Source organism: Streptomyces sp. NPDC001532 (assembly GCF_040298625.1).
Lineage (GTDB): Bacteria > Actinomycetota > Actinomycetes > Streptomycetales > Streptomycetaceae > Streptomyces.
The window spans coordinates 38,302-62,599 of record NZ_JBEPAL010000036.1; the positions used below are offsets into that span (position 1 = coordinate 38,302).

General features: G+C 72.5%; 25 protein-coding genes and 1 pseudogene. 18 read left to right on the top strand and 8 right to left on the bottom strand.

The genetic code is table 11. The annotated features are described in order from the left end of the window. Positions 1–70 precede the first annotated feature (70 nt). From ABT232_RS28005 to ABT232_RS28025, 5 genes are all read left to right on the top strand, one after another. Entirely contained in the window at positions 71–955 is an 885-nt protein-coding gene (locus ABT232_RS28005; RefSeq protein WP_351844802.1) for an NADP-dependent oxidoreductase, read from the top strand. A 198-nt stretch (positions 956–1,153) separates the two neighbouring features. Next, complete coding sequence (locus ABT232_RS28010) at positions 1,154–2,239, top strand: LLM class flavin-dependent oxidoreductase (protein WP_351844804.1); 1,086 nt, start codon at positions 1,154–1,156, stop codon at positions 2,237–2,239. Next, positions 2,236–2,871, top strand: coding sequence for an FMN reductase (locus ABT232_RS28015; protein WP_351844806.1), 636 nt, complete (start codon positions 2,236–2,238; stop codon positions 2,869–2,871). The genes ABT232_RS28010 and ABT232_RS28015 overlap by 4 nt, the downstream gene beginning before the upstream one ends. Before the next feature lie 74 nt (positions 2,872–2,945). Further along, positions 2,946–3,728 carry a response regulator transcription factor gene (locus ABT232_RS28020; protein WP_351844808.1) on the top strand — a complete coding sequence of 261 codons (783 nt, stop codon included), beginning with the start codon at positions 2,946–2,948 and terminating at the stop codon, positions 3,726–3,728. Next, positions 3,729–5,138 carry an ATP-binding protein gene (locus ABT232_RS28025; protein WP_351844810.1) on the top strand — a complete coding sequence of 470 codons (1,410 nt, stop codon included), beginning with the start codon at positions 3,729–3,731 and terminating at the stop codon, positions 5,136–5,138. It begins immediately after the preceding gene. A gap of 6 nt (positions 5,139–5,144) precedes the next feature. On the opposite strand, the gene ABT232_RS28030 is transcribed toward ABT232_RS28025, so the two are convergent. Then, a complete protein-coding gene (locus ABT232_RS28030) occupies positions 5,145–5,564 on the bottom strand; it encodes an arsenate reductase ArsC (protein WP_351844812.1) in 420 nt (139 codons plus the stop codon). Between the two features lie 68 nt (positions 5,565–5,632). Between ABT232_RS28030 and ABT232_RS28035 the strand changes: the two genes are divergently transcribed. Together ABT232_RS28035 and ABT232_RS28040 are read left to right on the top strand one after the other, a co-directional pair. Beyond that, on the top strand, positions 5,633–5,947 hold the full coding sequence (locus ABT232_RS28035) for an ArsR/SmtB family transcription factor (RefSeq protein WP_351844814.1): 315 nt from the start codon (positions 5,633–5,635) through the stop codon (positions 5,945–5,947). Positions 5,948–5,985: 38 nt separating this feature from the next. Next, positions 5,986–6,789 (top strand): aquaporin, encoded by an 804-nt coding sequence (locus ABT232_RS28040; RefSeq protein ID WP_351844816.1) that lies wholly within the window; start codon positions 5,986–5,988, stop codon positions 6,787–6,789. Between the two features lie 24 nt (positions 6,790–6,813). Here the strand turns inward: ABT232_RS28040 and ABT232_RS28045 are convergent, their stop codons facing one another. Next, entirely contained in the window at positions 6,814–7,197 is a 384-nt protein-coding gene (locus ABT232_RS28045) for an ArsR/SmtB family transcription factor (protein ID WP_351844818.1), read from the bottom strand. 126 nt (positions 7,198–7,323) lie between these two features. Here ABT232_RS28045 and ABT232_RS28050 point away from each other — a divergent pair, with 126 nt between their 5' ends. Together ABT232_RS28050 and ABT232_RS28055 are read left to right on the top strand one after the other, a co-directional pair. Further along, a complete protein-coding gene (locus tag ABT232_RS28050) occupies positions 7,324–8,691 on the top strand; it encodes an NAD(P)-binding domain-containing protein (protein WP_351844820.1) in 1,368 nt (455 codons plus the stop codon). A 27-nt stretch (positions 8,692–8,718) separates the two neighbouring features. Continuing rightward, positions 8,719–9,123 (top strand): ArsI/CadI family heavy metal resistance metalloenzyme, encoded by a 405-nt coding sequence (locus ABT232_RS28055; RefSeq protein WP_351844822.1) that lies wholly within the window; start codon positions 8,719–8,721, stop codon positions 9,121–9,123. A 36-nt stretch (positions 9,124–9,159) separates the two neighbouring features. Here ABT232_RS28055 and ABT232_RS28060 read toward each other — a convergent pair whose 3' ends face one another. From ABT232_RS28060 to ABT232_RS28070, 3 genes and pseudogenes are all read right to left on the bottom strand, one after another. Beyond that, complete coding sequence (locus ABT232_RS28060; protein WP_351844823.1) at positions 9,160–9,816, bottom strand: alkyl sulfatase C-terminal domain-containing protein; 657 nt, start codon at positions 9,814–9,816, stop codon at positions 9,160–9,162. Continuing rightward, positions 9,810–9,875, bottom strand: a pseudogene (locus ABT232_RS28065) (hypothetical protein); the annotation flags it as partial. The pseudogene ABT232_RS28065 and the gene ABT232_RS28060, both read right to left, overlap by 7 nt. A 175-nt stretch (positions 9,876–10,050) precedes the next feature. Further along, the gene (locus tag ABT232_RS28070) at positions 10,051–10,488 is read right to left on the bottom strand and encodes a hypothetical protein (RefSeq protein WP_003974483.1); all 438 of its coding nucleotides are present in this window, start codon (positions 10,486–10,488) and stop codon (positions 10,051–10,053) included. A 452-nt stretch (positions 10,489–10,940) separates the two neighbouring features. Here ABT232_RS28070 and hemL point away from each other — a divergent pair, with 452 nt between their 5' ends. The 8 genes from hemL (at position 10,941) to ABT232_RS28110 (ending at position 18,998) form a co-directional block, all read left to right on the top strand. Beyond that, positions 10,941–12,260 carry a glutamate-1-semialdehyde 2,1-aminomutase gene (gene hemL / locus ABT232_RS28075; RefSeq protein ID WP_351844902.1) on the top strand — a complete coding sequence of 440 codons (1,320 nt, stop codon included), beginning with the start codon at positions 10,941–10,943 and terminating at the stop codon, positions 12,258–12,260. Continuing rightward, positions 12,257–12,931, top strand: coding sequence for a histidine phosphatase family protein (locus ABT232_RS28080; RefSeq protein WP_351844825.1), 675 nt, complete (start codon positions 12,257–12,259; stop codon positions 12,929–12,931). Before hemL ends, ABT232_RS28080 begins: the two co-directional genes overlap by 4 nt. A gap of 131 nt (positions 12,932–13,062) precedes the next feature. Continuing rightward, a complete protein-coding gene (locus ABT232_RS28085; protein ID WP_351844827.1) occupies positions 13,063–14,304 on the top strand; it encodes a polysaccharide deacetylase family protein in 1,242 nt (413 codons plus the stop codon). Between the two features lie 66 nt (positions 14,305–14,370). Then, positions 14,371–14,961, top strand: a complete 591-nt coding sequence (locus ABT232_RS28090; protein ID WP_351844829.1) for a TlpA family protein disulfide reductase — start codon at positions 14,371–14,373, stop codon at positions 14,959–14,961. Between the two features lie 46 nt (positions 14,962–15,007). Further along, positions 15,008–15,730 carry a cytochrome c biogenesis CcdA family protein gene (locus ABT232_RS28095; protein ID WP_351844904.1) on the top strand — a complete coding sequence of 241 codons (723 nt, stop codon included), beginning with the start codon at positions 15,008–15,010 and terminating at the stop codon, positions 15,728–15,730. Between the two features lie 3 nt (positions 15,731–15,733). Beyond that, positions 15,734–17,434, top strand: a complete 1,701-nt coding sequence (gene resB / locus ABT232_RS28100; protein ID WP_351844831.1) for a cytochrome c biogenesis protein ResB — start codon at positions 15,734–15,736, stop codon at positions 17,432–17,434. Beyond that, positions 17,431–18,540 (top strand): c-type cytochrome biogenesis protein CcsB, encoded by a 1,110-nt coding sequence (gene ccsB / locus ABT232_RS28105; RefSeq protein ID WP_351844833.1) that lies wholly within the window; start codon positions 17,431–17,433, stop codon positions 18,538–18,540. Before resB ends, ccsB begins: the two co-directional genes overlap by 4 nt. 56 nt (positions 18,541–18,596) lie before the next feature. Beyond that, a complete protein-coding gene (locus ABT232_RS28110) occupies positions 18,597–18,998 on the top strand; it encodes an SRPBCC family protein (RefSeq protein ID WP_351844835.1) in 402 nt (133 codons plus the stop codon). Between the two features lie 14 nt (positions 18,999–19,012). On the opposite strand, the gene ABT232_RS28115 is transcribed toward ABT232_RS28110, so the two are convergent. Together ABT232_RS28115 and ABT232_RS28120 are read right to left on the bottom strand one after the other, a co-directional pair. Further along, positions 19,013–20,554 carry a type 1 periplasmic-binding domain-containing protein gene (locus ABT232_RS28115; protein WP_351844837.1) on the bottom strand — a complete coding sequence of 514 codons (1,542 nt, stop codon included), beginning with the start codon at positions 20,552–20,554 and terminating at the stop codon, positions 19,013–19,015. Next, positions 20,554–22,653 (bottom strand): hypothetical protein, encoded by a 2,100-nt coding sequence (locus ABT232_RS28120; RefSeq protein ID WP_351844839.1) that lies wholly within the window; start codon positions 22,651–22,653, stop codon positions 20,554–20,556. The genes ABT232_RS28115 and ABT232_RS28120 overlap by 1 nt, the downstream gene beginning before the upstream one ends. Before the next feature lie 195 nt (positions 22,654–22,848). Between ABT232_RS28120 and ABT232_RS28125 the strand changes: the two genes are divergently transcribed. Next, a complete protein-coding gene (locus ABT232_RS28125) occupies positions 22,849–23,616 on the top strand; it encodes a CDP-alcohol phosphatidyltransferase family protein (RefSeq protein WP_351844841.1) in 768 nt (255 codons plus the stop codon). A 49-nt stretch (positions 23,617–23,665) separates the two neighbouring features. Here the strand turns inward: ABT232_RS28125 and ABT232_RS28130 are convergent, their stop codons facing one another. Continuing rightward, positions 23,666–24,259, bottom strand: coding sequence for a TetR/AcrR family transcriptional regulator (locus ABT232_RS28130; protein ID WP_351844843.1), 594 nt, complete (start codon positions 24,257–24,259; stop codon positions 23,666–23,668). Positions 24,260–24,298: the final 39 nt, after the last annotated feature.

Below are 24,298 nucleotides of genomic sequence, written 5' to 3' on the forward strand. Positions count from 1 at the left end.
CTCTTCCTAGGGTTGCGGGCAGCCGGGCGGACGTCCCGGCTTCCGGTGAATCCCTAGGGAGTTGATCCATATGCGTGCTGTGGTCGTGGAGCGGTTCGGCGGCCCCGAGGTGGTCGAGGTCGTGGAGTCCGGGGTGCCGGAGCCGGGTGCGCGGCAGGTGCGGATCAAGGTGGCGGCGGCCGCGCTGAACCCGGTGGACGCCGGGGTGCGGTCGGGGGTGTTCGGGGGCGCGGGCAAGCGGCTCGGGCTCGGCTGGGACGTGGCGGGGACGGTGGACGCGGTGGGTGTCGCCAGTGCCTGGAGCGTCGGGGACGAGGTCGTCGCGCTGGACTACGGCATGGTGAAGCCGCTCGGCACGCACGCCGAGTACGTGGTCGTCGACACCGACGCGGTGGCGCTGGCGCCGGCCGGGGTGGACCCGGCGCACGCGGCGACGCTGCCGCTGAACGGACTCACCGCGGCCCAGGCGCTGGACCTGCTGGCACTGGAGTCCGGGCAGTCGCTGCTGGTGACGGGCGCGGCCGGGGCGGTCGGCGGGTTCGCGGCGCAGCTCGCCGCGCGGCAGGGGCTGAAGGTGACGGGGCTGGCCCGCGAGGAGGACGAGGAACTGGTTCGTTCGCTGGGCGCGGCGTTCGTCTCCGGCGAGGTGCCGGGCGGGTTCGACGCGGTGCTGGACGCGGCGGTGCTGGGCGGGCCGGCGCTGGAGTGGGTGCGGGACGGCGGGGCGTACGCCGGAGTCATTCCGCAGGCGCAGCCCGCCTCGGTGCGTGGGGTGCGGACGGACGCCGTGGAGGTGAGCGCGGACGGGGCGCGGCTGGCGGAGCTGGTGCGGCTGGTGGAGGAGGGGGTGCTGACACTGCGGGTGGCGCAGACGTACGCGCTTGAGGACGCGGTGAAGGCGCACGCCCGGCTGGCGGAGGGCGGGGTGCGGGGGCGGCTGGTGTTCGTCGTCTAGGCGGCTGCCCCTGGGCCGCGCCCATCTGGCTGATCGCGCGGTTCCGCGCTCTTTCCCGGTCTCGGTCTCTCCCGGTCTCGGTCTCTCCCGGTCTCTCGTGGTCTCGGTCTCTCCCGGTCTCGGTCTCGGGAATACGTGGCTCGCCGGTGCCGTTCGGACGTATAGTTGAACGGTCAACCACTTGGAGGGTGAGCGACCATGCAGTTCGGGATCTTCACTGTCGGCGACGTCACGCCGGACCCCATCACGGGCCGTACGCCGACCGAGCGTGAGCGGATCAAGGCCATGGTCGCCATCGCGCTGAAGGCCGAGGAAGCCGGGCTCGACGTCTTCGCGACCGGCGAGCACCACAACCCGCCGTTCGTGCCGTCGTCGCCGACCACCATGCTCGGCTACATCGCGGCCCGCACGGAGCGGCTGATCCTCTCCACCTCGACCACCCTGATCACCACCAACGACCCGGTGAAGATCGCCGAGGACTTCGCGATGCTCCAGCACCTGGCCGACGGCCGGGTGGACCTGATGATGGGCCGCGGCAACACCGGCCCGGTCTACCCCTGGTTCGGCCAGGACATCCGGCAGGGCATCAACCTCGCCATCGAGAACTACGCCCTGCTGCACCGCCTGTGGCGCGAGGACGTCGTGAACTGGGAGGGGAAGTTCCGCAGCGCCCTCCAGGGCTTCACCGCCACGCCCCGCCCGCTGGACGGCGTCCCGCCGTTCGTCTGGCACGGCTCGATCCGCTCCCCGGAGATCGCCGAGCAGGCCGCGTACTACGGCGACGGCTTCTTCCACAACAACATCTTCTGGCCCGCCGACCACACCAAGCGGATGGTCGAGCTGTACCGGAGCCGGTACGCCCACTACGGCCACGGCACCGCCGAGCAGGCCATCGTCGGCCTGGGCGGGCAGGTGTTCATGCGGCGGAACTCGCAGGACGCGGTGCGCGAGTTCCGCCCGTACTTCGACAACGCGCCGGTCTACGGGCACGGTCCGTCCCTGGAGGACTTCACCGACCAGACCCCGCTGACCGTCGGCACTCCGGAGCAGGTCGTCGAGAAGACCCTGGCCTTCCGCGAGTACGCCGGTGACTACCAGCGCCAGCTGTTCCTGGTGGACCACGCCGGGCTGCCGCTGAAGACCGTGCTGGAGCAGATCGACATGCTCGGCGAGGAGGTCGTGCCGGTGCTGCGCAAGGAGTTCGCGAAGAACCGCCCGGCGGACGTGCCCGAGGCGCCGACCCACCAGTCCCTGCTCGCCGCCAAGGAGGTGGCCACCGTATGACCCGTACGACACCCGGCACGAACCTCGTCGTCGTCTCGGCCGGGCTCAGCGTGCCCTCGTCCACCCGGCTGCTCGCCGACCGGCTGGCGGCGGCCACCGCCGAGCGGACCGCGGCGCGGGTGGAGGTCGTGGAGCTGCGCGAACTCGCCGTGGAGATCGCCCACAACTTCACCAACGGCTTCCCCGGGAAGCAGCTCAGGGCCGCGCTGGACGCGGTGACGGCGGCGGACGCGCTGATCGTCGTCACGCCGGTGTTCTCCGCCTCGTACAGCGGACTGTTCAAGTCCTTCTTCGACGTGCTCGAAAGGGACGCGCTGACCGGGAAGCCGGTGCTGATCGCCGCGACCGGCGGCACCGCACGGCACTCGCTGGTGCTCGACCACGCCCTGCGGCCGCTCTTCGCCCATCTGCGGGCCGTCGTCGTCCCGACCGGGGTCTACGCCGCCTCCGAGGACTGGGGCGAGGAAGGGCTGCCGGAGCGGATCGAGCGGGCGGCGGGAGAGCTGGCGCGGTTGCTGGGAGCGGTCGGGTCCGCCGACGGGGCGAAGGCGCCCGCGCCGCGGACCGGCTCGGACGAGTTCCGGGTGGTCCCGTTCGAGGAGCAGCTCGCGGCGCTCCGGCAGCGCGGGTGAGATCCCAGTAAGAAGCGGGGCCGTGCGTCCCTCGTCCGGTCGTGGCGCCGTACGGCTTTGCCACACTGGGACGCGTGGCCCCGACTGTTCTGCTCGCCGAAGACGACCGCGCGATCCGGCACGCCCTGGAACGGGCCCTGACCCTGGAGGGCTACCGGGTCACCGCGGTCGCCGACGGTGTCGAGGCGCTCGCGCAGGCCCACCGCACCCCGCCCGATGTGCTGGTCCTCGACGTGATGATGCCCGGCATCGACGGGCTCCAGGTGTGCCGGGTGCTGCGCGCCGAGGGGGACAGCACGCCGATCCTGATGCTGACGGCGCTGGTGGAGACCGCGGACCGGATCGCGGGCCTGGACGCCGGCGCCGACGACTACGTGGTGAAGCCCTTCGACGTCGAGGAGGTCTTCGCCCGGCTGCGGGCGCTGCTGCGGCGCACCGCGCCGCGGAACGGTGCCGACGCGCCCGAGCCGGGCCCCGCCACCGCGCCGCCGGAAGGCCGGGCGGCGAGAGGCCGCACGGCAGAGGGCCGCACGGCCGAGGGCCGCACCATCGAGGGCCGCACCATCGGGGCGGCCGGGCTGCGCATGGACCCGCAGGCGCGGCGGGCCTGGCGGGACGAGCGGGAGCTGGAGCTCACCCGCACCGAGTTCGAGCTGCTGGAACTGCTGGTCCGCAACGCCGGGATCGTCCTCGACCACTCCACGATCTACGACCGCATCTGGGGCTACGACTTCGGCCCCGGCTCCAAGAACCTCGCCGTCTACGTCGGCTACCTGCGCCGCAAACTCGACCAGCCCGGCGCCCCGCAGCTGATCCACACGGTGCGCGGGGTGGGTTACGTGCTGCGGGAGAACTGAGTGGGCTGGCGACCGCGGCTGGTGTCGCTGCGCACCACGTTCGCGGTGTCCTTCGCGACGGTCACGGCCGCCGTCACGGTCCTGGTCGGCATCCTCTCCTACAGTGCCGCCGCCCGGCTGGTCCGCGTCGACCAGCAGTCCGTGTTCGACGAGGTCGTGCAGGACCTGCGGGGCGAGGTGCGGCAGGACCGGATGAGCCCGGCCGACTTCTCCTCCTCCGCGCCCGGCCACGACCTGGTACGGCCGGCCCGTACCGACGTGCAGGTCCTCGGCCCCGACGGAGGCGTCGTCGACCGCGGCAACCCCGGCCTCCCGGTGACCGGCTCCGACCGCGAGATCGCCGCCGCGCGCACCGCCGGAGAACTCGTCGTGCACAAGGACGTCGACGTCGGCGACGACATCTACCGCGTCGCCACCGTCGCGCTCGGCGGCGGCCGGGGCGCGGTGCAGGTGGCGCAGGAGTTCAGCGACACCGAGGACCTGCTGCGCGCCCTCCAGCAGCGCACCCTGCTGCTGATGGCGGCGGTGGTGACCGGCGCCGGACTGTTCGGCTGGTGGCTGGCCCGGCGCATCACCCGGCGCCTGGTCATCCTCACCGACGCCGCCGAGGCCGTCGCCCGCACCCGGCGCCTCGGCATCGAGGTGCCCGTCACCGGCCACGACGAGGTGGGCCGCCTCGGCCGCGCCTTCGACCGGATGCTCGGCCGGCTCGCCCAGTCCGAGGAGGACCAGCGCCGCCTGGTCCAGGACGCGGGCCACGAACTGCGCACGCCGCTCACCTCGCTGCGCACGAACATCTCCCTGCTGCGCCGCATCGACGAACTGCCGCCCGCCAGCCGCGCGGAACTGGTCGCCGACCTGGGCGAGGAGGCGCGCGAACTGACCGACCTGGTGAACGAGCTGGTGGACCTCGCGGCCGGCCAGTCCGACAGCGAGCCGCCGCAGCGCGTCGACCTCGCCGACCTCGCCGAGGACGTCGCCGGCCTCGCCCGCCGCCGCACCGGCCGCGAGATCACCCTCCAGGTCAGCGGCGACACCACCACGGAAGGACGGCCCGGCATGCTCACCCGGGCCATCTCCAACCTGGTGGAGAACGCGGCGAAGTTCGACCGGGCCGACGGCGCGCTCATCGAACTCGTCGTCACCGGCCCGGCGGCCCCTCCCGGCCCGCTGCGCGTCGAGGTCCGCGACCGCGGCCCCGGCATCGCCGACACCGACCTGGTCCGCGTCTTCGACCGCTTCTACCGCGCCCCCGACGCCCGCTCCCTGCCCGGCTCCGGCCTCGGCCTCTCCATCGTCCGCGAGGTCGCCCAGGCCCACGGCGGCGCCCCGTTCGCCTGCCCACGGGACGGCGGAGGGGTCGTGATCGGGTTCACGGTGGGGGGTGGCGGGGAGCCTGGGCGCCCCTGACCCGGGTCAGGCCTTTCGCTGCGCGTCGATCTCCGCGATCAGCGCCTCGATCCGCTTCTCGATCTCGTCGCGGATCGGGCGGACGGCCTCGATGCCCTGGCCCGCCGGGTCCTCCAGGGCCCAGTCGAGGTACCGCTTGCCGGGGAAGACCGGGCAGGCGTCGCCGCAGCCCATGGTGATGACGTAGTCGGACGCCTGGACGGCCTCGGTCGTGAGGACCTTGGGCCTCTGGCCGGCGATGTCGATGCCCGCCTCCTTCATCGCCTCGACCGCGGCCGGGTTGACCTGGTCGGCGGGCACGGAGCCGGCGGAGCGGACCTCGATCCGGTCGCCCGCGAGGTGGGAGAGGAATCCGGCGGCCATCTGTGAACGCCCGGCGTTGTGGACGCAGACGAACAGCACGGAGGCGAGCGGGCGGGAGGACATCGGTTCTTCCTTCGTCAGCGGATCGGCCGGGCTCGTATCAGCCAGGAATGATGTGAAAGTATCAGCCCATGCTGACGTCAGTCGACACTGATCTGTTGCGGGTGCTCGCGGACCCGCTCCGCCTCCGGATCGTCACCCTGCTCGCGCGCGAGACGCTCTGCACGACGCATCTGATCGAGGAGACCGGGGCCCGGCAGACCAACCTCTCCAACCATCTGAGGGTGCTGCGCGAGGCGGGGGTCGTGGAGACGGAGCCGTGCGGCCGGTTCACCTACTACCGGCTCAAGCCCGACGTCATCGACTCGCTCGCCGGACGGTTCGCCGAACTCGCCCAGAGCGCCCGCACCACCGCCGAGCACCGAGTGAAGCGTTCCTGTCCCTGATCACCCGCCCTGACGGCGACCCGCACCGAGGAGTTCCGTTGACCGCCACCGAGGCCGCCCAGCACGGCGGAGGGGAATCCCCCGCTGCCCCCGGCGCCCGCGTCGCCCCCGCCGTCGAGCCGCGGCCCGCTCCGGGCGCGACTCCGCCCCGGCGCCCTCCGCTGCTCGCCAAGGCGGCCGCCGAACTGGTCGGCACGGCGGCACTCGTCGCCGTCGTCGTCGGCTCCGGCATCCAGGCCACGCGGCTGACCGAGGACGTCGGTCTGCAGCTGCTGGCCAACTCCATGGCCACGGTCTTCGGCCTCGGCGTTCTCATCACCCTGCTCGGCCCGGTCTCCGGCGCGCACTTCAACCCCGCCGTCACCCTGGCCGAGTGGTGGACGGCCCGGCGCGGCGGCGCCGGCGTCACGCTGCGCGAGGCGGCGGTGTACCTCCCCGCTCAGACCGCCGGCGCGATCGCGGGCGCGGTCCTGGCCGACGCGATGTTCGCCGAGCCGCTGGTGAAGTGGTCCACCCACGACCGCTCGGCCGGTCATCTGCTGCTGGGCGAGGTCGTCGCGACCGCCGGACTGATCCTGCTGATCTTCGGCCTGGCCCGCACCGACCGGCTGCGGTTCGCGCCCGTGGCCGTGGCCTCGTACATCGGCGCCGCCTACTGGTTCACGTCGTCCACCTCCTTCGCCAACCCGGCGGTGACCATCGGCCGCGCCTTCACCGACACCTTCGCGGGCATCGCGCCCGCATCGGTCCCGGTCTTCATCGGCATGCAGCTCATCGGCGCCGTGGCCGGACTGGCGCTGGTGGCCCTGGTCTTCATGACCGGCCGGGAGACCGCCGAGTGACGTGCCCCGCGGGTGCGGCCGGCCTCAGGCCCTGACCGGCGTGACCGGCGCGACGGTCAGCAGCTTGCCCATCGCGGCCAGCACGGACGGCTCGACCCGGTAGTACACCCAGGTGCCGCGCCGCTCGGAGGTGAGCAGGCCGGCCTCCTTGAGCTTCTTCAGGTGGTGGGAGACGGTCGGCTGGGAGACGCCCACGTCGGAGATGTCGCACACGCACGCCTCGCCGCCCTCGTGCGAGGCCACCGCGGAGAACAGCCGCAGCCGCACCGGGTCTCCCAGCGCCTTGAACATCCGCGCGGCCGTCTCGGCCTCGTCCGCGGTGAACGGGCGCTCGGTGAGCGGCGGGCAGCAGGGCGCGACGGCGCCGGAGTCGGGCTCGATCAGCGGCAGCACCTTCGTGTTCGACATGCATCTATGTTGACACATGTCGAACCAGAACCTTTGTTTTGATGAGTGTCTATGTTGACGCTTGTCGATGCAGGTGCCATGCTGGCCGTACAAGCCATCGACGAATGTCGAAGCAAAGGGGAGATCGTGAACGCGCCCGCCACCCGCCCGCTGCCCGTCGTCGTCATCGGCGCGGGCCCCGTCGGCCTCGCCGCCGCCGCCCACCTCGTCGAGCGCGGCCTGGAACCGCTGGTCCTGGAGACCGGCCCCTCCGCCGGCACCGCCGTGCGCGGCTGGGCGCACGTCCGCCTGTTCTCCCCGTGGGCCGAGGTCACCGATCCGGCGGCCGAGAAGCTGCTCGCCCCCACCGGATGGGTCCGCCCGGACGGCGCGGCCTACCCCACCGGCGGCGACTGGGCCGAGCGGTACCTCCAGCCGCTCGCCGACGTCCTCGGCGACAAGGTCCGCTACGGCGTCACGGTGACCGGCGTGGCCCGCGCCGGCCGCGACCGCATCGTCGACGCCGACCGCGAGGAGCAGCCCTTCACCGTGCTCGTCGAGCGGGCCGACGGCCAGGAGGAGCGGATCGCCGCGCGGGCCGTCGTCGACGCCTCCGGCACCTGGTCCCTGCCCAGCCCGCTGGGCGCCGACGGCCTGCCCGCCCTGGGCGAGCGGGCGGCGGCCGACCGCGTCTCCTACCGCGTCCCCGACCTGCGCGACCCGGCGGTCCGCGCCCGGTACGCCGGCCGGCGCACCGCGGTCGTCGGCTCCGGAGCCTCCGCCTTCACCGCGCTGGCCGGCCTCGCCGACCTCGCCCGGGAGGAGCCCGGCACCCACACGGCATGGGTCCTGCGGCGCGGTATCGGCGCCGACACCTTCGGCGGCGGCGCCGCCGACCAGCTCCCCGCCCGCGGCGCCCTGGGCCTGCGGGCCAAGGCGGCCGTCGAGGACGGCCACGCGAGCGCGGTGACCGGCTTCCGCGCTCAGGCTGTGGAACGTGACGGCGACCGGCTCGTCCTGGTCGCCGAGGACGGCCGCCGCCTGGACCCGGTCGACGAGGTCATCGTGCTGACCGGCCTGCGCCCCGACCTGTCGTTCCTCTCCGAGATCCGCCTCGGCCTCGACGAACGCCTCCAGGCGCCGACCGCGCTCGCCCCGCTGATCGACCCGAACGTCCACTCCTGCGGCACCGTCTACCCGCACGGCGTGAACGAGCTCTCCCACCCGGAGCAGGACGTCTACCTGGTCGGCATGAAGTCCTACGGCCGGGCGCCCACGTTCCTGGCGATGACCGGCTACGAGCAGGTCCGCTCCGTCGCCGCCGCGCTCGCCGGCGACCGCGACGCCGCCGAGCGCGTCGAGCTGGTGCTCCCGGAAACCGGCGTGTGCGGCGGCGCCGGTCTCTACGACGCCCCCGAAACCGCCGAGGCCGGCGAAGGCGGAGGCTGCTGCGGCGCCCCGGCCACCCTCCGGATCGGCGTCGGCGCCCCGGCCGCCACCTCCGGCGGCTGCTGAACCCCCGGTCAGACAAGGAGACATGCCATGTCCCGCGTACAACTCGCCCTGCGCGTCCCCGACCTCGACGCCTCCGTCGCCTTCTACAGCAAGCTGTTCGGCACCGGACCCGCCAAACTCCGCGACGGCTATGCCAACTTCGCCATCGCCGAACCCCCGCTCAAGCTCGTCCTCATCGAAGGCGCCGGCGAGGAAGCCACCCGGCTGGACCACCTCGGCGTCGAGGTCGGATCCACCGAGTCCGTCCACGCCGCCACCGCCCGTCTGAGCGAGGCGGGCCTGACCACCACCGAGGAGGCCGACACCACCTGCTGCTACGCCCTCCAGGACAAGGTCTGGGTCCATGGCCCCGGCCGGGAGCCCTGGGAGGTGTACGTCGTCAAGGCCGACGCCGACACCCTCACCAAGCCCGCGGCGAGCGCCTGTTGCTGAACGGGTCCGCCCCGCGGGTGCGTCCCGCAGGGCGGCTCACGGCGTGACGACGGGGAAGGCCTTGTCGGGTTCGGTGACGTACGAGAAGAGGCGCGCCGGCAGGGACGGGCCGCCGTCGACCGTCACACCGTCGAGCCCCCGGCCGGAGAGGACGCCGAGCGACCGGGGCCTGGTGAGGGTCAGGGCCAGACCGGCGGGCGTCCTGGGCGGTGCGCCGTCGGCCGGGACACCGCGGTGGGTGAGGACGCCGTCGCGCGGGGAGAGCCGGTGGCGGCGCCCCTCGTCGGTGACGACGAGGCCGATGACGAGGTCCTCGTGCCAGGCGCGGGGGCCGTCGACGCGTACGGCGACGGAGTCGAGCGGCATGCTCGCGGTGAGGGCCGCCGCCGTCTCGGGGGCGGCGGGGTCCAGGACGGCGGGGTTCTCGCCGTGGCGCGGTTCCATGGCGGCGGTGAGGCGGAAGTCGCGCCAGGGCCCGTTCTCGGCGCCGTGGCCGAGCCGGTCGTGGACGCAGGCCAGGGTCTCCTCGGCGGCCGCGTCGTCCGGGTCGGCGAAGACGACGCGGTTCGGCGGGGTGGCCGCGCAGCGCGGGCCGCCGACGTCGCTGTACTCCCGAGCCTTGGCCAGGCCCCTTCCGGTCCGCAGATCACGTCGACGCAGCGCTTGGCCTGCTCGACCGGCGGGTGCTCCCACAGATGGGCGGCCTTGCCGTCGAACCAGTCCGGGCAGCGCCGGCGGACGGCCTTGACCATGTCCGGCTCCGACCGACGAAGACGGCTCCCCTCCCGGCACCGGCCGCCGGAGCGCGCACGTCGAGGCGGTGTGCGGGCCGGCCCCGCCCGCCGGCCCGCCCGCCCGCCGGCTCCTCGTGGGCACGAAGAAGGGCGAGGCCCGAAGACCTCGCCCGCCGTCACCGGACCTTCCGGCTCAGGGCCACACCAGGCAGTACGGCTGATGCCCCGCCTCGTGCAGCCGGTGCGAGAAGTCCTGCCACTCGTGCAGCAGCTGGTACACGTTGAACGCGTCGCGCGGGCCGCCCCGGTCCGGGACCGTGGACCAGATGAAGGCCGCCGCGCCGACCGCTTCCTCGCCGATGCCGCGGAGGGGGTCGACGACCGTCATGGGGAGTTTCACGACCGCGTAGTCGGGGTGCAGGACGACCAGTTCCAGGGGCGGGACCTTGTGCAGCGGGACGCCTTCGATGCCGGTGAGGACCATCGCGGCCATGGTCTCCGGCTTGATCTTGGTGAACATGCCGTTCATGCCGAGCTCGTCGCCGCCGAGTTCCTCGGGGCGCATCGAGATCGGGACACGGGCCGCCGTCGCGCCGTCCGGCGCGCCGAAGTACTTGTACGTCACCCCCACCCGACCACCATTCCCGCTCCCCGCCCCGAGGCGGTCGATCCGTCCGTCCATACGTCGGTCGAGCCGCTCCGGTTCACCCGGCATGTCCCGTGCCTGACGTGCTTGCGCAGTGTCCTCCGCTTCGCGTCGGTGCCTTCCCCGCCGGGCACGTCGAGGACCCAGGTCGTCAGTCCCCTCGCCCAGTCCGCCACCGCGATGCATATCTCCACCCGACTGCTTTTCTAGGACGCGTGGCCCCCGCCGCGCAACCCGATCATCGTGTCAGTGACCTCCCCCACGGCCACGCGACGAAACGTGCGTGGAAACACCTGTCCGCGGGATCCGTGCGGCCTTCTGACCAAGCCATGCCCAGTTTCGCAGATGGGTGGGGGCCCACGCTCGGTTCTCCGGCCGCCTACCCTGAGGAGGTCACCCAGCAGCCGGAGTCCGAGAAGTCGGAGAAGTCGCAGGTCATGAGCGAACTGCCCTATTCATACGAAGCGCCTGTCTCGCAGGCACTGTTCGACCGTGCGGCGGCCGTCACGCCCGGCGGCGTGAACTCGCCGGTCCGCGCCTTCCGCGCCGTGGGCGGGACGCCCCGGTTCATGGCGTCCGGTCGGGGACCGTACCTGACGGACGCCGACGGGCGGGAGTACGTGGATCTCGTGTGCTCCTGGGGGCCCATGATCCTCGGGCACTCGCACCCCGAGGTCATCGCCGCCGTGCAGGAGGCCGTCGCCCGCGGTACCTCCTTCGGCACGCCCGGTGAGGGCGAGGTGGCGCTCGCCGAGGAGATCGTCGACCGGGTGGCTCCGGTGGAGCAGGTGCGGCTGGTCTCCAGCGGCACCGAGGCGACCATGTCCGCGATCCGCCTCGCCCGCGGGTTCACCGGACGGTCGAAGGTGATCAAGTTCGCCGGCTGCTACCACGGGCACGTCGACGCGCTGCTCGCCTCCGCCGGCTCGGGCCTCGCCACCTTCGCGCTGCCCGACACGCCCGGTGTCACCGGCGCCCAGGCCGGCGACACCATCGTGCTGCCGTACAACGATCTCGACGCCGTGCGGGCCGCTTTCCAGGCGCACCCCGGTGAGATCGCCTGTGTGATCACCGAGGCCTCGCCCGGCAACATGGGCGTGGTGCCGCCGCTGCCCGGCTTCAACCAGGGGCTGAAGGACGCCTGCGCCGAGAACGGCGCGCTGTACATCTCCGACGAGGTGATGACCGGCTTCCGCACCAGCCGCGCCGGCTGGTTCGGGGTCGACGGGGTCGTCCCGGACCTGCTGACCTTCGGCAAGGTCATGGGCGGCGGCTTCCCCGCGGCCGCCTTCGGCGGGCGGGCCGATGTGATGGGGCGGCTCGCGCCCGCCGGGCCCGTCTACCAGGCCGGCACCCTCTCCGGGAACCCGGTCGCCACCGCGGCCGGGCTCGCCCAGCTGCGGCTGCTCGACGACGCGGCCTACGCCAAGGTCGACGCCGTGTCGCGGCAGATCCAGGCGCTGGTGAGCGAGGCCCTGACGAAGGAGGGCGTCGCGCACACGCTGCAGAACGCCTCCAACATGTTCTCGGTGTTCTTCACCGACCGCCCGGTGCGCGACTACGACGACGCCAAGGCGCAGGAGTCGTTCCGCTTCACCGCGTTCTTCCACGCGATGCTCGCGGGCGGCGTCTACCTGCCGCCGTCCTCCTTCGAGTCCTGGTTCGTCTCCACCGCCCACGACGAGCGGGCGGTGCAGCGGATCGCCGACGCCCTTCCGGCGGCGGCCCGGGCGGCCGCGGAGGCGACCGAGCGATGAGCGACATCACTGTGGTCCATCTGATGCGGCACGGCGAGGTCGCCAACCCGGACGGCGTGCTCTACGGCCGGCTGCCCGGCTACCACCTCTCCGAGCTGGGCCGGCAGATGGCGGACCGGGTCGCCGAGCACCTGGCCGGCCGGGACGTCACCCATGTCGGCGCCTCCCCGCTGGAGCGGGCGCAGGAGACGGCGGCGCCGATCGCCAAGGCGCACGGGCTGGACGTGGCGAGCGACGCGCGGCTCATCGAGGCGGACAACGTCTTCCAGGGCAAGACCTTCGGGGTCGGCGACGGGGCGCTCAAGCGGCCCGAGAACTGGAGGCACCTGGTCAACCCGTTCAAGCCGTCGTGGGGTGAGCCGTACATCGACCAGGTGGTGCGGATGACGGCCGCGCTGGACGCCGCCAAGGACGCCGCCCGCGGGCACGAGGCGGTGCTGGTCAGCCATCAGCTGCCGATCTGGATCGTGCGGTCCTACGTCGAGCGGCGGCGGCTGTGGCACGACCCGCGCCGCCGGCAGTGCACGCTCGCCTCGCTGACGTCCTTCACCTACGAGGGCGACCGGATCGTGTCGGTCGGCTACAGCGAGCCCGCCATCGATCTGGTGCCGGTCCATCTGCGGGCCGGGGCGAAGCCGGTGAAGGGCCAGGACAAGGCGTTCGGGGCGTAACGGACCGACCGCCGATCTTCACTGCATATCCCCGTAGTTGTTACGAAAAGCGGACGATTCGGGGGAACCTTCCCGTCCGTCGTGGCCTCTGAGTGGGTGACCACCACAGAGCACGACGGACGGGGGACGGTATGCGTCACATCAGCCGACGGGGAGCGATCGGACTCGGCGCGGGGGCGGCCGCCGCGTTCGGTGTCGCGGGGTGCGGGACCCACACCCCCTCAGAGGGCCCGGCCCGCCCCGGCGGTTCCGCCTCCGGGGACAGCAGGCCCGGCAAGCCCAGCCCGCCGCCCGTGCGTCCCATCGGCGACGGCTCCACCGCCTGGACCGGCAGGCAGCCCCACCAGCCGCCCGCGCCCGAGCCGCTGGCGCCGGGTCAGAAGCCGCCGCAGTTCGTGGTGTTCTCCTGGGACGGCGCCGGCGAGGTCGGCAACGGTCTCTTCCCGCGCTTCCTGGACCTGGCGAAGGAGCACGGCGCGCACATGACCTTCTTCCTCTCCGGGCTGTATCTGCTGCCCGAGTCGAAGAAGCGGCTCTACGACCCGCCGAACAACCTGCGCGGCGCCTCCGACATCGGCTACCTCACCGACGACCACATCAAGGAGACGCTGAAGAACGTCCGCCGCGCCTGGCTGGACGGGCACGAGATCGGCACCCACTTCAACGGTCACTTCTGTGCGGGCTCCGGCTCGGTCGGCAACTGGACGCCGCAGCAGTGGCGCAGCGAGATCGAGCAGGCGAAGTCCTTCGTGAAGGAGTGGCGGACCAACACCGGGTGGACCGATCTGCCGCCGCTGCCCTTCGACTACGACAAGGAGCTGGTCGGCGGCCGTACGCCGTGTCTGCTCGGCCAGGAGCGGCTGCTGCCGACGGCGCGGGAGCTGGGCTGGCGCTATGACGCCTCGTCGCCGGGCGGGCGTCAGGTGTGGCCGGGGAGGAAACAGGGCATATGGGACCTTCCGCTCCAGCAGATACCTTTCCCCGGACGCTCGTTCGAGGTCCTGTCGATGGACTACAACATCCTCGCCAACCAGTCCGTGAACTCCACCAACGCGCCCGCCTACCGCCACCCGGCCTGGCGGGAGCAGGCGACGCAGGCCTACATCCAGGGATTCAAGCGCGCATACGAGACAAATCGTGCACCCTTCTTCGTCGGCAACCACTTCGAGCAGTGGAACGGCGGCATCTACATGGACGCCGTCGAGGAGGCCCTGAAGCACATCGCACGGGAGAAGGAGAAGGGCGAGGACGTACGGCTGGTCTCGTTCCGGCAGTTCACCGACTGGCTGGACGTCCAGCGGCCCGAGGTGCTGGACAAGCTGCGCACCCTGGAGGTGGGGCAGGCGCCGGCCGCGGGCTGGAGGCGGTTCTGAAATGGGGGTTTGCTCCGGTAAGGGGGGTGCCCGAGATCCCTGGAACGGGCATGCGAAACTTTTCACATGAGTGCCGCCAGCCGTACCACCCTGCTCGCCGCCGGTGCCGTCGTCACCGCGCTGGCGCTGTCCGCGTGCACGTCCGGGGGAACCTCGGGCGGCGGCGGCGACACCAATCTCGTCACCGGCAAGGAAGGCATCGCCACCGCCGCCCGGGGTGAGCGCGCCGAGGCGCCCGAGCTGTCCGGCAAGACCATCGAGGGCGAGCCGCTCAGCACCGCCGACTACCGCGGCAAGGTGCTGGTGGTGAACTTCTGGGGATCGTGGTGCGGTCCCTGCCGGCTGGAGGCCAAGCACTTCCAGAAGGTCTACGGCGACATCAAGGACGAGGGCGTCGAGTTCGTCGGCGTCAACACCCGCGACACGAGCACCACCCCCGCGCTCGCCTTCGAGAAGGAGCAGGGGATCACCTACCCGAGCCTGTACGACCCCACCGGCAAGCTGATGCTCCGCTTCGGCAAGGGCACCCTCAACCCGCAGCTGGTCCCCTCCACCCTGGTCATCGACCGGGACGGCAGGATCGCGGCCCGTGCCCTGTCCGCGCTGAGCGAGGAGAACCTGCGCGGCATGATCGAGCCGGTCCTCGCGGAGAAGTGACGTGAGTGCCACTCTCGCCGCCGCGACGGGCTACAACGGCACGGTGATGCACGGCGCGCTGCTGCTCGCGCTGCCGATCGCCGTGCTCGGCGGGCTCGTCTCCTTCTTCTCGCCGTGCGTACTGCCGCTCGTGCCCGGCTATCTGTCCTATGTCACCGGGGTCAGCGGCACCGACCTGGCCGAGGCCCGGCGCGGGCGGATGGTCGCCGGCGCCTCCCTCTTCGTCCTCGGCTTCACCGCCGTCTTCGTCTCCGGCGGGGCGCTGTTCGGCTACTTCGGCTTCACGCTGCGGGAGCACCAGGACGTGCTGTCCAAGGTGCTCGGTGTGCTCATGGTCCTCATGGGTGTCTTCTTCATGGGCCTGATGCCCTGGCTCACCCAGCGCGAGTTCCGCTTCCACAAGCGGCCCACCACCGGCCTGCTCGGCGCGCCGTTCCTCGGCGCCCTCTTCGGCATCGGCTGGACGCCCTGCATCGGCCCGACCCTCGCCTCCGTGCAGGCCCTCTCCTTCGAGCAGGCGAGCGCCGGCCGCGGCGCCCTGCTGACCGTGGCCTACTGCCTGGGCCTCGGCGTCCCCTTCGTGCTCGCCGCCGTCGCCTTCCGCAAGGCCCTCGGCGCCTTCGGCTGGGTCAAGCGCCACTATGTCTGGGTGATGCGCATCGGCGGCACGATGATGATCGTGACCGGTGTGCTGCTGCTGACCGGAGCCTGGGACCGCTTCGTGCAGGAGATGCAGACCTGGTCCAACGGCTTCACTGTGGGGATCTGACTCATGAGCAAGACGACAACCAGCGCCCCCGAGGGCCAGGACAAGGACCAGGACCTCGGAGCGGCCGGCTCCCAGCTGTCCACCGCTCCGCGCGAGGAGGCCCCGAACCTGCCCGCGCTCGGCGTGCTCGGCTGGGTCCGCTGGTTCTGGCGGCAGCTGACCTCGATGCGGGTCGCGCTGCTGCTGCTCCTGCTGCTGTCGCTGGCGGCGATCCCCGGCTCGCTGATCCCGCAGACCGGTATCGACGCCACCAAGGTCGAGGACTTCCGCGAGCAGCACACCACCCTCGCGCCGCTCTACGACAAGCTCGGCCTCTTCAACGTCTACAGCTCGGTGTGGTTCTCCGCGATCTACATCCTGCTGTTCGTCTCCCTCATCGGCTGCATCGTCCCGCGCACCTGGCAGTTCGTCGGCCAGCTGCGCGGCCGGCCGCCGGCCGCGCCCAAGCGGCTGACCCGGCTGCCCGCGCACACCACCTGGCGCACCGAGGCCGCGCCCGAGGAGGTGCGGCAGGCGGCGCTCGCCCTGCTGAAGCGGCAGCGCTTCCGCGCCCATGTCACCGGTGACGCGGTCGCCGCGGAGAAGGGCTATCTGCGCGAGGTCGGCAACCTCGCCTTCCACATCGCGCTGATCGTGCTGCTGATCGCCTTCGGCTGGGGCCAGCTGTTCAAGTCGGAGGGCAACAAGCTGGTGGTGGAGGGCGACGGGTTCGCCAACACGCTCTCCCAGTACGACGACTTCAAGTCCGGCAGCCTGTTCGCCGACGACGACCTGGTGCCGTTCAGCTTCGACCTGAAGAACTTCACCGGCACCTACGAGACGAGCGGCCCCAACCGGGGCACCCCGCGCACCTACCAGGCCGAGCTGTCCTACAGCAGCGGCGCCTACGGCAAGGAGCGCAGCACGACCGTCGAGGTCAACGAGCCGCTGGAGATCGGCGACGCCAAGGTCTACCTGGTCAGCCACGGCTACGCGCCGGTGGTGACCGTCCGCGACGGCAAGGGGAACGTCGTCTACCAGGACGCCGTGCCGCTGCTGCCGCTCGACGGGAACGTGACCTCCTCCGGCGTGGTCAAGGTGATGGACGGCTACAAGGACGCCAAGGGCAAGAGCGAGCAGCTCGGCTTCAACCTGTTCTTCCTGCCGACCTACGGCGGCGGCACGATGCTGTCGCAGTTCCCGGCGCTGGTGAACCCGATGCTCGCGGTCTCCGCCTACCACGGCGACCTCGGCGTGGACTCGGGCATCCCGCAGAGCGTGTACCAGCTGGACAAGACGCATCTGAAGGAGTTCGAGGACAGCAAGGGCGAGCTGCTGAAGAAGCAGCTGAAGCCCGGCGACACCCTGACCCTCCCGGACGGCGCCGGCTCGATCACCTTCGAGCGGGAGGTCCGCGAGTGGGCCGGCTTCCAGGTGGTCCAGGAGCCGGGCGGCGGCTGGGCGCTCGGCGGCGCGGTGATCGCGATCCTGGGCCTGTCCGCCTCCCTGTTCATCCAGCGGCGACGGGTGTGGGTGCGCGCGACCGAGGGCCCCGACGGCGTCACCGTGGTCGAGATGGCCGGGCTCGGCCGCAGCGAGTCCGCCAAGGTGCCCGAGGAACTGGGAGAGCTCGCCGCCACCCTCTACGAGAAGGCACCGGGCGCGCCCGATGCCGACGACCCCTCAGAAACCCCCGTACCTGCCGAAGGGTCTGACCAGAAGTGACTCTCGCCGCCGCGACGAACGAAAGTCTCGCGAATCTCAGCAATACGCTGATCTACTCCGCGATGGCCGTCTACACCCTGGCCTTCTTCGCGTACATCGCCGAATGGCTCTTCGGCAGCCGCAGCAAGGTGGGCCGCACCGCCGCCGCGCTGACCCCGGCGAAGGCGGGGTCCGAGGCGCCCGCCGTGACCGTGCGGTCGGCCGGCGGCACCGCCGTGCTGGACCGGCCGAAGGTCACCGTGCGGGCGCAGGCCGGGGCGCGGGACGTGCCCGACGGGCCCGGGGCGCACGGCGGGACCGAGAAGGGCGACCTCTACGGGCGTATCGCCGTCTCGCTCACGGTGCTCGGGTTCCTGATCGAGTTCGGTGGTGTGCTCGCACGGGCGCTCTCGGTGGAGCGGGCGCCGTGGGGCAACATGTACGAGTTCAACATCACCTTCTCCACGGTCGCCGTCGGCACCTACCTCCTGCTGCTGGCGCTGAGGAAGAACGTCCGCTGGATCGGGCTCTTCCTGATCACCACGGTCCTGCTCGACCTCGGTCTCGCCGTCACCGTCCTGTACACCGCCAGTGACCAGCTGGTCCCGGCGCTGCACTCGTACTGGCTGTACATCCACGTCTCCACGGCGATCTTCTGCGGCGCGGTCTTCTACCTGGGCGCGGTCGGCACGATCCTCTACCTGTTCCGCGACTCCTACGAGAACAAGCTGGCCTCCGGCGGCCGGCCCGGCCGGTTCGCGACCTCGGTGCTGGAGCGGCTGCCCGCCGCCGCCTCGCTGGACAAGTTCTCCTACCGCGTCAACGCGGCCGTCTTCCCGCTGTGGACGTTCACGATCGTCGCGGGCGCCATCTGGGCGGGCGACGCGTGGGGCCGCTACTGGGGCTGGGACCCCAAGGAGGTCTGGTCCTTCATCACCTGGGTCGCCTACGCCTGCTACCTGCACGCCCGCGCCACGGCCGGCTGGAAGGGCCGCAAGGCCGCCTATCTGGCGCTGCTCGCCTTCGGCTGCTGGCTGTTCAACTACTACGGCGTGAACATCTTCGTCTCCGGCAAGCACTCCTACGCCGACGTCGGCCTCGGGGCGCTCCAGGCCGTCGGCTTCTGATCGACCGCTCGGGTGCAGATCGCCGGCCCAGGGGTCAGGCTGGTGTCATGACCGGAATGACCGGAACCATAGAACAGGGCATCAGCCAGACCCACGGGAACACCCACATCCTGCACTTCCTGGTGCGGCTCCCGCGGCGCATGGAGTCGGTCTGGCCCTCGCTGGCCAGCGGCGAGGGGCTGGCGTCCTGGTGCGCCCAGGGCGCCGAGCTGGAGCCTCGGCTGGGCGGTGCGGTCGCGCTGGGTGACCTCGGGTCCGGCCAGGTCACCGCCTGGGACGTGGACCGGGTCGCCGAGTACACGGTGGAGGGCGGCGGCAGGATCCGCTTCCATCTGGAGCGGGACGGTGAGGCGGCGTGCGTGCTCCGTTTCACCCATGAGTTCGAGGGCGAGGGCGAGACGGAGCCGCGCTGGCGCGCTCGATTCGAACAGTTGATCGAGCACCTGGACCTCGCCTGAGCGGACGCCCGCCGCTACGACGGCGGCAGGCACTCCTTGCCCGGCGGCTTGCCCTCCGGCCACGCGATCTCCACGAACCGCGCCCGCCCCTCGGCCGTCAGCTCCACGATCGGCACGGCCTTGTCGTACGGGTTGCCGTGCACGTCCAGGCAGATCCAGCCGCTCGCCCCGTTCACCCGCAGCGACCCCTTCACCTGCGGCCACTGAAGGCCCACGTCCGCGAGCGGCGGGTCGGTCCGCCCGTCCGGTGTGGCCTCCCGGATGCCGTGGATGGCGAGCCGCATCGCGTCGTACGCGATGATCAGCTGGCCGTCCTCCAGCGTGATCGGTCCGATCGGCCCCACCGGCTCCCGCTTCCCGCTCGCCAGCAGCCCGTTCAGCGCCTCGGTGTCGGCCGTCGAGCCGCCGCTCTTCGGCGGATCGGCCGCGAACGCGTCCGGGTGGGCGAGGGCGGTGTAGCGCACCGACAGGTTGCGCAGCGCGCCGCGGTCGAGATCGCGGTCACCGGTGAGGTAGGAGCCCTCGTCCCCGGTCAGCACGGTGAACTCGCGGTCCTGGCAGCCGCGCCGGCCGAGCGCGTTGACGAACTGCCGCAGCTGGGTGTGGCGGCCGGCGAACAGGATGGTGTCGGTCTCCCGCGAGGTGTCGCAGACGAGATGGGTGATCTGCCGGAAGGTGTTGGCGGTGGTGCCCTCCTGGCTGCGGTCGGCGGGCGGCGTGAACGGCTGCGGCTCGTACGGCGAGCCCTCGATGAGCCGCGCGAACGACTCCTGGAGGGTGCGCGTGTACGGATCGCCCGGCTTGTCGTGGACCAGCAGCGCCCGCCCCGCCGTCACCTTGGCGAACGAGGCCAGCGCGCGGGCCTCGTCGGTGTTGGTGGGGGAGACCCGGGCCAGGCCCGGGAACGGGTCGGTGCCGTCCTGCCCGTTGGCGAGGTCGTCGGCGGTGATGGAGGAGCCGATCACCGGGATGCCGCGCCGGGTCAGCTCCCGTACGGCGTTCTTGGTGTTGTCGGTGCTCTGCCCGATCCCGGTGACGGCCCGCAGCCGCTCGGGGCCGTCGGCCATCCGCTCCAGCTGGTCGACGGTGTGCTCCCAGTGCTCGCCGGAGGCACCGGGGTTGGCGAGCGCCAGCCGGATCGCCGGGGTCTGGCCGTTGGCGGCGTGGTTGGCCTGGTACTGCGCCAGATAGGTGCCCTGGAGCTGGTGCAGGACGTGGTTGACGGTGTCGCGGTCGGTCGCGGTGAACGGCTCCAGGAGCGCGACGGTGACGTAGGAGCCCTCCTTGAGGGAACGGTTCTCCCGCTCGATGGCCCGCAGGGTGTCCCGCAGCCGCTCCTGCCCGAAGTCGTACGCCGTGGTCGCCACGCCCACGCACTCGTCGCTGCCCTCCAGCCGCACCACCCCGGGCGCGCAGGAGCGGTCCTCGCGGGTGACCGTGCGGACGGCGAGGACCAGCCCCGCCAGCAGCGCGGCGGTCAGCAGCAGGGCGAGATACCGGCGCAGCGGGATCTCCCAGACGTGTTCGCGCAGCCGGGCCCCGAATCCGCGTGCCATCACGCCTCCCCGTCGTCCTGGTCGTCGTCCTCCGGCAGCCGCAGCGGCCGTCCGGCGAGGGCGTCCTCGGGCCACTCGCGGGAGGTCCGCCACAGCAGCGCGTTGCCCGCCGGCCGCAGGTCGGACAGCTGCTCCAGCTCGAAGCGCAGCCGGTCGCACACCTTGGGGTCGGGCAGCACCAGCGGGTCGGACAGCTGCCACACCGCGTGCAGCAGCCGCCGCACCCGCAGATGCAGTGCCGTGTCCACCCCGTCCGGCACCGCGTACGCCGCGTCGGTCCGCCCCAGCGCGACCGCCGCCCGCCGGTCGCCCTGCCCGGTGAAGTCGCGGCCCTGGGCGTCGTGCGCGTGGAAGTAGGGCGCGGCGGCGACGAAGCGGAGGGTGGCGAGCCAGGTGCGGGTGTCCAGGGCGGTGAAGGCGTCCCGCAGGTGGGCGATGGCCGGCTCGGGCCGGCCGAGGGCGAGTTCGTGGTGCAGCCGGCAACCGGCCCGGGCCGGCGGGTCGTCGGCGCCGTCGGGCGCGTAGTGCCGGATCAGCCGCTCGTGCGCCTGCCGCCACCGGGCGTGGTCGGCGTCCAGGTGGTGCAGCCGCAGCAGCAGCAGCGTCCGTACGAACGGGTCCCCGACGAACTGCCCGGCGGCGAGCGGCTGTCCCTCGGCGGCGAGCCGGGTCTGCAGGGCGCGCACGTCGGCGGGGCCGAAGTCGTCGGAGAGCAGCGCGTCGGCGAGGGCGCAGGCGGAGTCGTGGTCGTGGGCGGCGGCGAGGACGGTGAGTTCGCCGAGCCGGTCGGCGGGCACGAGCCGGTCGAGGAGTTCCCGGTAGGCGGGGGCGCCGGCCTGGTCCTCGGCGAGCCGCACCTCCGCGGTCAGCAGCTCGCCCAGCGAGGTGGCGCCGGGCAGCTGCTGGGCGGCGGCCTCGGCGAGGACGGTGATGCCGAGCGGGTTGCCGCCGGTCAGCCGGTGGGTGGCGTGCGGGAGCTGCGGCGGCACGGCCAGCTCTTCACAGGCGGCGCCGACGATGTGCAGGGTGTCGTCGGGGCTGAGCGGCGGCAGCGTCACCAGCAGCGCCCGCGAGGACGGCGCCCCCGCCTCCGGCGTCCAGTCGGTGCGCCGGGCCAGCTCGGACAGCTCCCGCCGTACGGCCCTGCGCAGGAACTCGCCCTTGCCGCGCAGCCCGGCGACGAACACCACCCGGTCGGCGACGCCCTCGGCGCGGTCGCGCAGCACGGCGTCCATCAGCTCCGGTCCGGGCGCGTGCTGCGCGTTGTCGACGAGGACGAGCGGCCGTCCGAGGCGCTGCATCCGGGGCAGTACCCCGGCGTAGGCGTCGGTGAGGTCGGCGAGCAGCGCCCGCACCAGATGGCGCTCGGCGTGCTGCCGTGAGGTGCCGCCCGCCCGGAAGTGGCCGGAGAGCAGCATCAGTCCGCGCCGGGCGTGCCCGCCGGCGTTGGGGTAGTCCCGGTACCAGATGGAGGCCCGCTGGTGGCGCCGGTTGCCGAAGCCCTCGGACAGCGAGTCGAGGGTCGCCTCGATCGCGGCCGTGAGCAGCTGCCCGGTCCCGCTGACCGCCGTCACCACGTTGGCGGCGACCCGCCCGGCCCACCGCCCGGCGATCCCCGACAGCCAGGACCCGCTCTCGTTCAGCAGCAGGATCCGCTCCACCTCGCGCCGGATGCGCTCGGAGTCGGCGTCGCCCCAGCCGCCTGCGGCGACCGCGACCAGCCCCGACATCAGCCGCGGGAACTGGATGCGCCCGGCCCCGGTGACCGGCGCGGCGAGCTGTTCGGCGACGACCAGCAGCGCCTGCGCGAGCGGTGACCAGGCCTCGGCGGGCCGCCCGGAGGGCGGGGCGGCGAACTCGGTGGCGGCGCAGTCGACCAGCGCGACCGGCGTGTGCCCCTGGTAGGCGTCCCGCAGCTCCCGCAGGACCGCGCTCTTGCCGAGCCCGCGGGCACCGGTGAGCACGACGAACGGCACCTCGCGCGGGTGCTCGACGGGCACCGCGCGGTGCTGGTGCGGACGCAGCCCCACCAGCCGGGGCGCGAGCCCGGCCGGATCCGTCTCGAACAGCGCCCCACGCCCGTGCAACGGTCTGTGCACCGAACCTCCCCCGTCCGACGCGATCCCCAACTCCAGGGTAAAGAGAGGGCGTTGGTTCGGCCTAGATCCAGTGGTGTCCGTTGGGTCACGAAATCGGCGGCGGCCCCCCGGCGCGGCGCCCGTTCGAACGGTCGGTAACCTTTCCCGATCATCGCCGCGCCCGACAGCGGCAGTTGGGTCCCCGGGAGGAACGACATGGGTGCTGCTCCGGCGCTTCAGGAGCTGCGGGAGGTCTGCCAGCCGCAGGCGAAGCTCGCGAGCCGTAACGGCGAACACTGGGCGGGCCGCCTCTACATGCGCCGGATCTCGCTCCGGCTGACCCGGCAGCTGGTCCGCACCCCCGTCACCCCCGACCAGCTCACCTGGACGATGGTGGTCTGCGGCGTGGCCTCCGGTGCCGCCCTGATGATCCCCGGCCTCACCGGTGCCGTCCTCGCCGTCGTGCTGATGCAGCTGTTCCTCCTCTTCGACTGCGTGGACGGCGAGGTCGCCCGCTGGAAGGGGCAGAACAGCGCGACCGGCATCTACGTCGACCGCCTCGGCGCCTACCTCGCCGACGCGGCCCTGCTGGCGGGCGCCGGTTTCCGGGCCGCCGAGTCGGGCCTGGGCGGCTGGCTCTCCCTCGGCATCGCCACCGCCCTCGGCGTGGTCCTGCTGAAGGCCTCCACCGACCTGGTGGACGTGGCCCGGGCCCGGCGTGGCCTCACGGTCGCCGACGACGAGGCGACCCGGCCCCGCTCGCAGGGCGTGGCGACGGTACGGCGGGTGGCCGCCGCGTTCAGGATCCACCGCGTGACCAACGGCATCGAGGCGTCCCTGGTGCTGCTGGCCGCCGCCGTCGCGGACCTCGCGCTGGGCGGCGTGGAGGCGACCCGCTGGGCCCTGGCCGGTCTCGCGGTCATCACCTGGCTGATGGTCCCGGCCCACCTGCTGTCGATCCTGTCGTCGTCACGGCTGCGCTGACGCGGGCGCCGCGGACGCCGCGGGCCGGGCGGGAACGGCCCGACGGCTTCTAGGCCGCGACCGACCGCCAGATCCGGTCCGGCAGCACGCGCACCGTCTCGTCCAGGTCGACGTCGTCGAGACCGGACAGCCAGCGGCGGGCCACCGCCACCACGGGGCCCAGGACCAGGGACTCCATCAGCGGCTGGGGCAGCGGGGCCACCTCGCCGGTGTCGACGTGCGCCTGGATCCACAGCCCGAACGCCGAGACACGGGCCTCCTGGGTGTCCCGTAGCTCCTTGGCCACGGCCATGCTCTGGCGGTCGGCCCGCGAGGAGTGCAGCAGCCGGGACGCGGCCGGATGCTCCTGGACGAAGACCAGATACGTCCGCACCAGCGCCTCGATTCCGGTACGGGCGGTGCGGGTTCGCTGGAGCGCTCCCACCAGTTCGCCCAGGAGCCGGTCGAGCCAGCGCTGCGTCAGCGCGTCCAGCAGGCCGTCGAAGCTGCCGAAGTGGTGGTAGAGGCTCCCCAGGCTGACCCCGCTCGCCTTGGTGACGGCGCTCACGGTGAGGCCCTGCTCGCCGCATTCGGCGTAGACGCGCAGGGCGGTGTCGAGGAGGGCCTCGGCGGTCGCCGCACCTCGTTGCTGCTTGGGGCTCATGCGGGCAGCGTAGATCACGTGGATTTCTAGAGATATTTT

Bases quoted from the DNA above. Each gene is read 5' to 3' on its own strand.
- ABT232_RS28005 (WP_351844802.1), top strand. From the start codon at position 71: ATGCGTGCTGTGGTCGTGGAGCGGTTCGGCGGCCCCGAGGTGGTCGAG.
- ABT232_RS28010 (WP_351844804.1), top strand. From the start codon at position 1,154: ATGCAGTTCGGGATCTTCACTGTCGGCGACGTCACGCCGGACCCCATC.
- ABT232_RS28015 (WP_351844806.1), top strand. From the start codon at position 2,236: ATGACCCGTACGACACCCGGCACGAACCTCGTCGTCGTCTCGGCCGGG.
- ABT232_RS28030 (WP_351844812.1), bottom strand. From the start codon at position 5,564: ATGTCCTCCCGCCCGCTCGCCTCCGTGCTGTTCGTCTGCGTCCACAAC.
- ABT232_RS28035 (WP_351844814.1), top strand. From the start codon at position 5,633: ATGCTGACGTCAGTCGACACTGATCTGTTGCGGGTGCTCGCGGACCCG.
- ABT232_RS28045 (WP_351844818.1), bottom strand. From the start codon at position 7,197: ATGTCGAACACGAAGGTGCTGCCGCTGATCGAGCCCGACTCCGGCGCC.
- ABT232_RS28055 (WP_351844822.1), top strand. From the start codon at position 8,719: ATGTCCCGCGTACAACTCGCCCTGCGCGTCCCCGACCTCGACGCCTCC.
- hemL (WP_351844902.1), top strand. From the start codon at position 10,941: ATGAGCGAACTGCCCTATTCATACGAAGCGCCTGTCTCGCAGGCACTG.
- ABT232_RS28080 (WP_351844825.1), top strand. From the start codon at position 12,257: ATGAGCGACATCACTGTGGTCCATCTGATGCGGCACGGCGAGGTCGCC.
- ABT232_RS28085 (WP_351844827.1), top strand. From the start codon at position 13,063: ATGCGTCACATCAGCCGACGGGGAGCGATCGGACTCGGCGCGGGGGCG.
- ABT232_RS28090 (WP_351844829.1), top strand. From the start codon at position 14,371: ATGAGTGCCGCCAGCCGTACCACCCTGCTCGCCGCCGGTGCCGTCGTC.
- ABT232_RS28095 (WP_351844904.1), top strand. From the start codon at position 15,008: ATGCACGGCGCGCTGCTGCTCGCGCTGCCGATCGCCGTGCTCGGCGGG.
- resB (WP_351844831.1), top strand. From the start codon at position 15,734: ATGAGCAAGACGACAACCAGCGCCCCCGAGGGCCAGGACAAGGACCAG.
- ABT232_RS28110 (WP_351844835.1), top strand. From the start codon at position 18,597: ATGACCGGAACCATAGAACAGGGCATCAGCCAGACCCACGGGAACACC.
- ABT232_RS28115 (WP_351844837.1), bottom strand. From the start codon at position 20,554: ATGGCACGCGGATTCGGGGCCCGGCTGCGCGAACACGTCTGGGAGATC.
- ABT232_RS28125 (WP_351844841.1), top strand. From the start codon at position 22,849: ATGGGTGCTGCTCCGGCGCTTCAGGAGCTGCGGGAGGTCTGCCAGCCG.
- ABT232_RS28130 (WP_351844843.1), bottom strand. From the start codon at position 24,259: ATGAGCCCCAAGCAGCAACGAGGTGCGGCGACCGCCGAGGCCCTCCTC.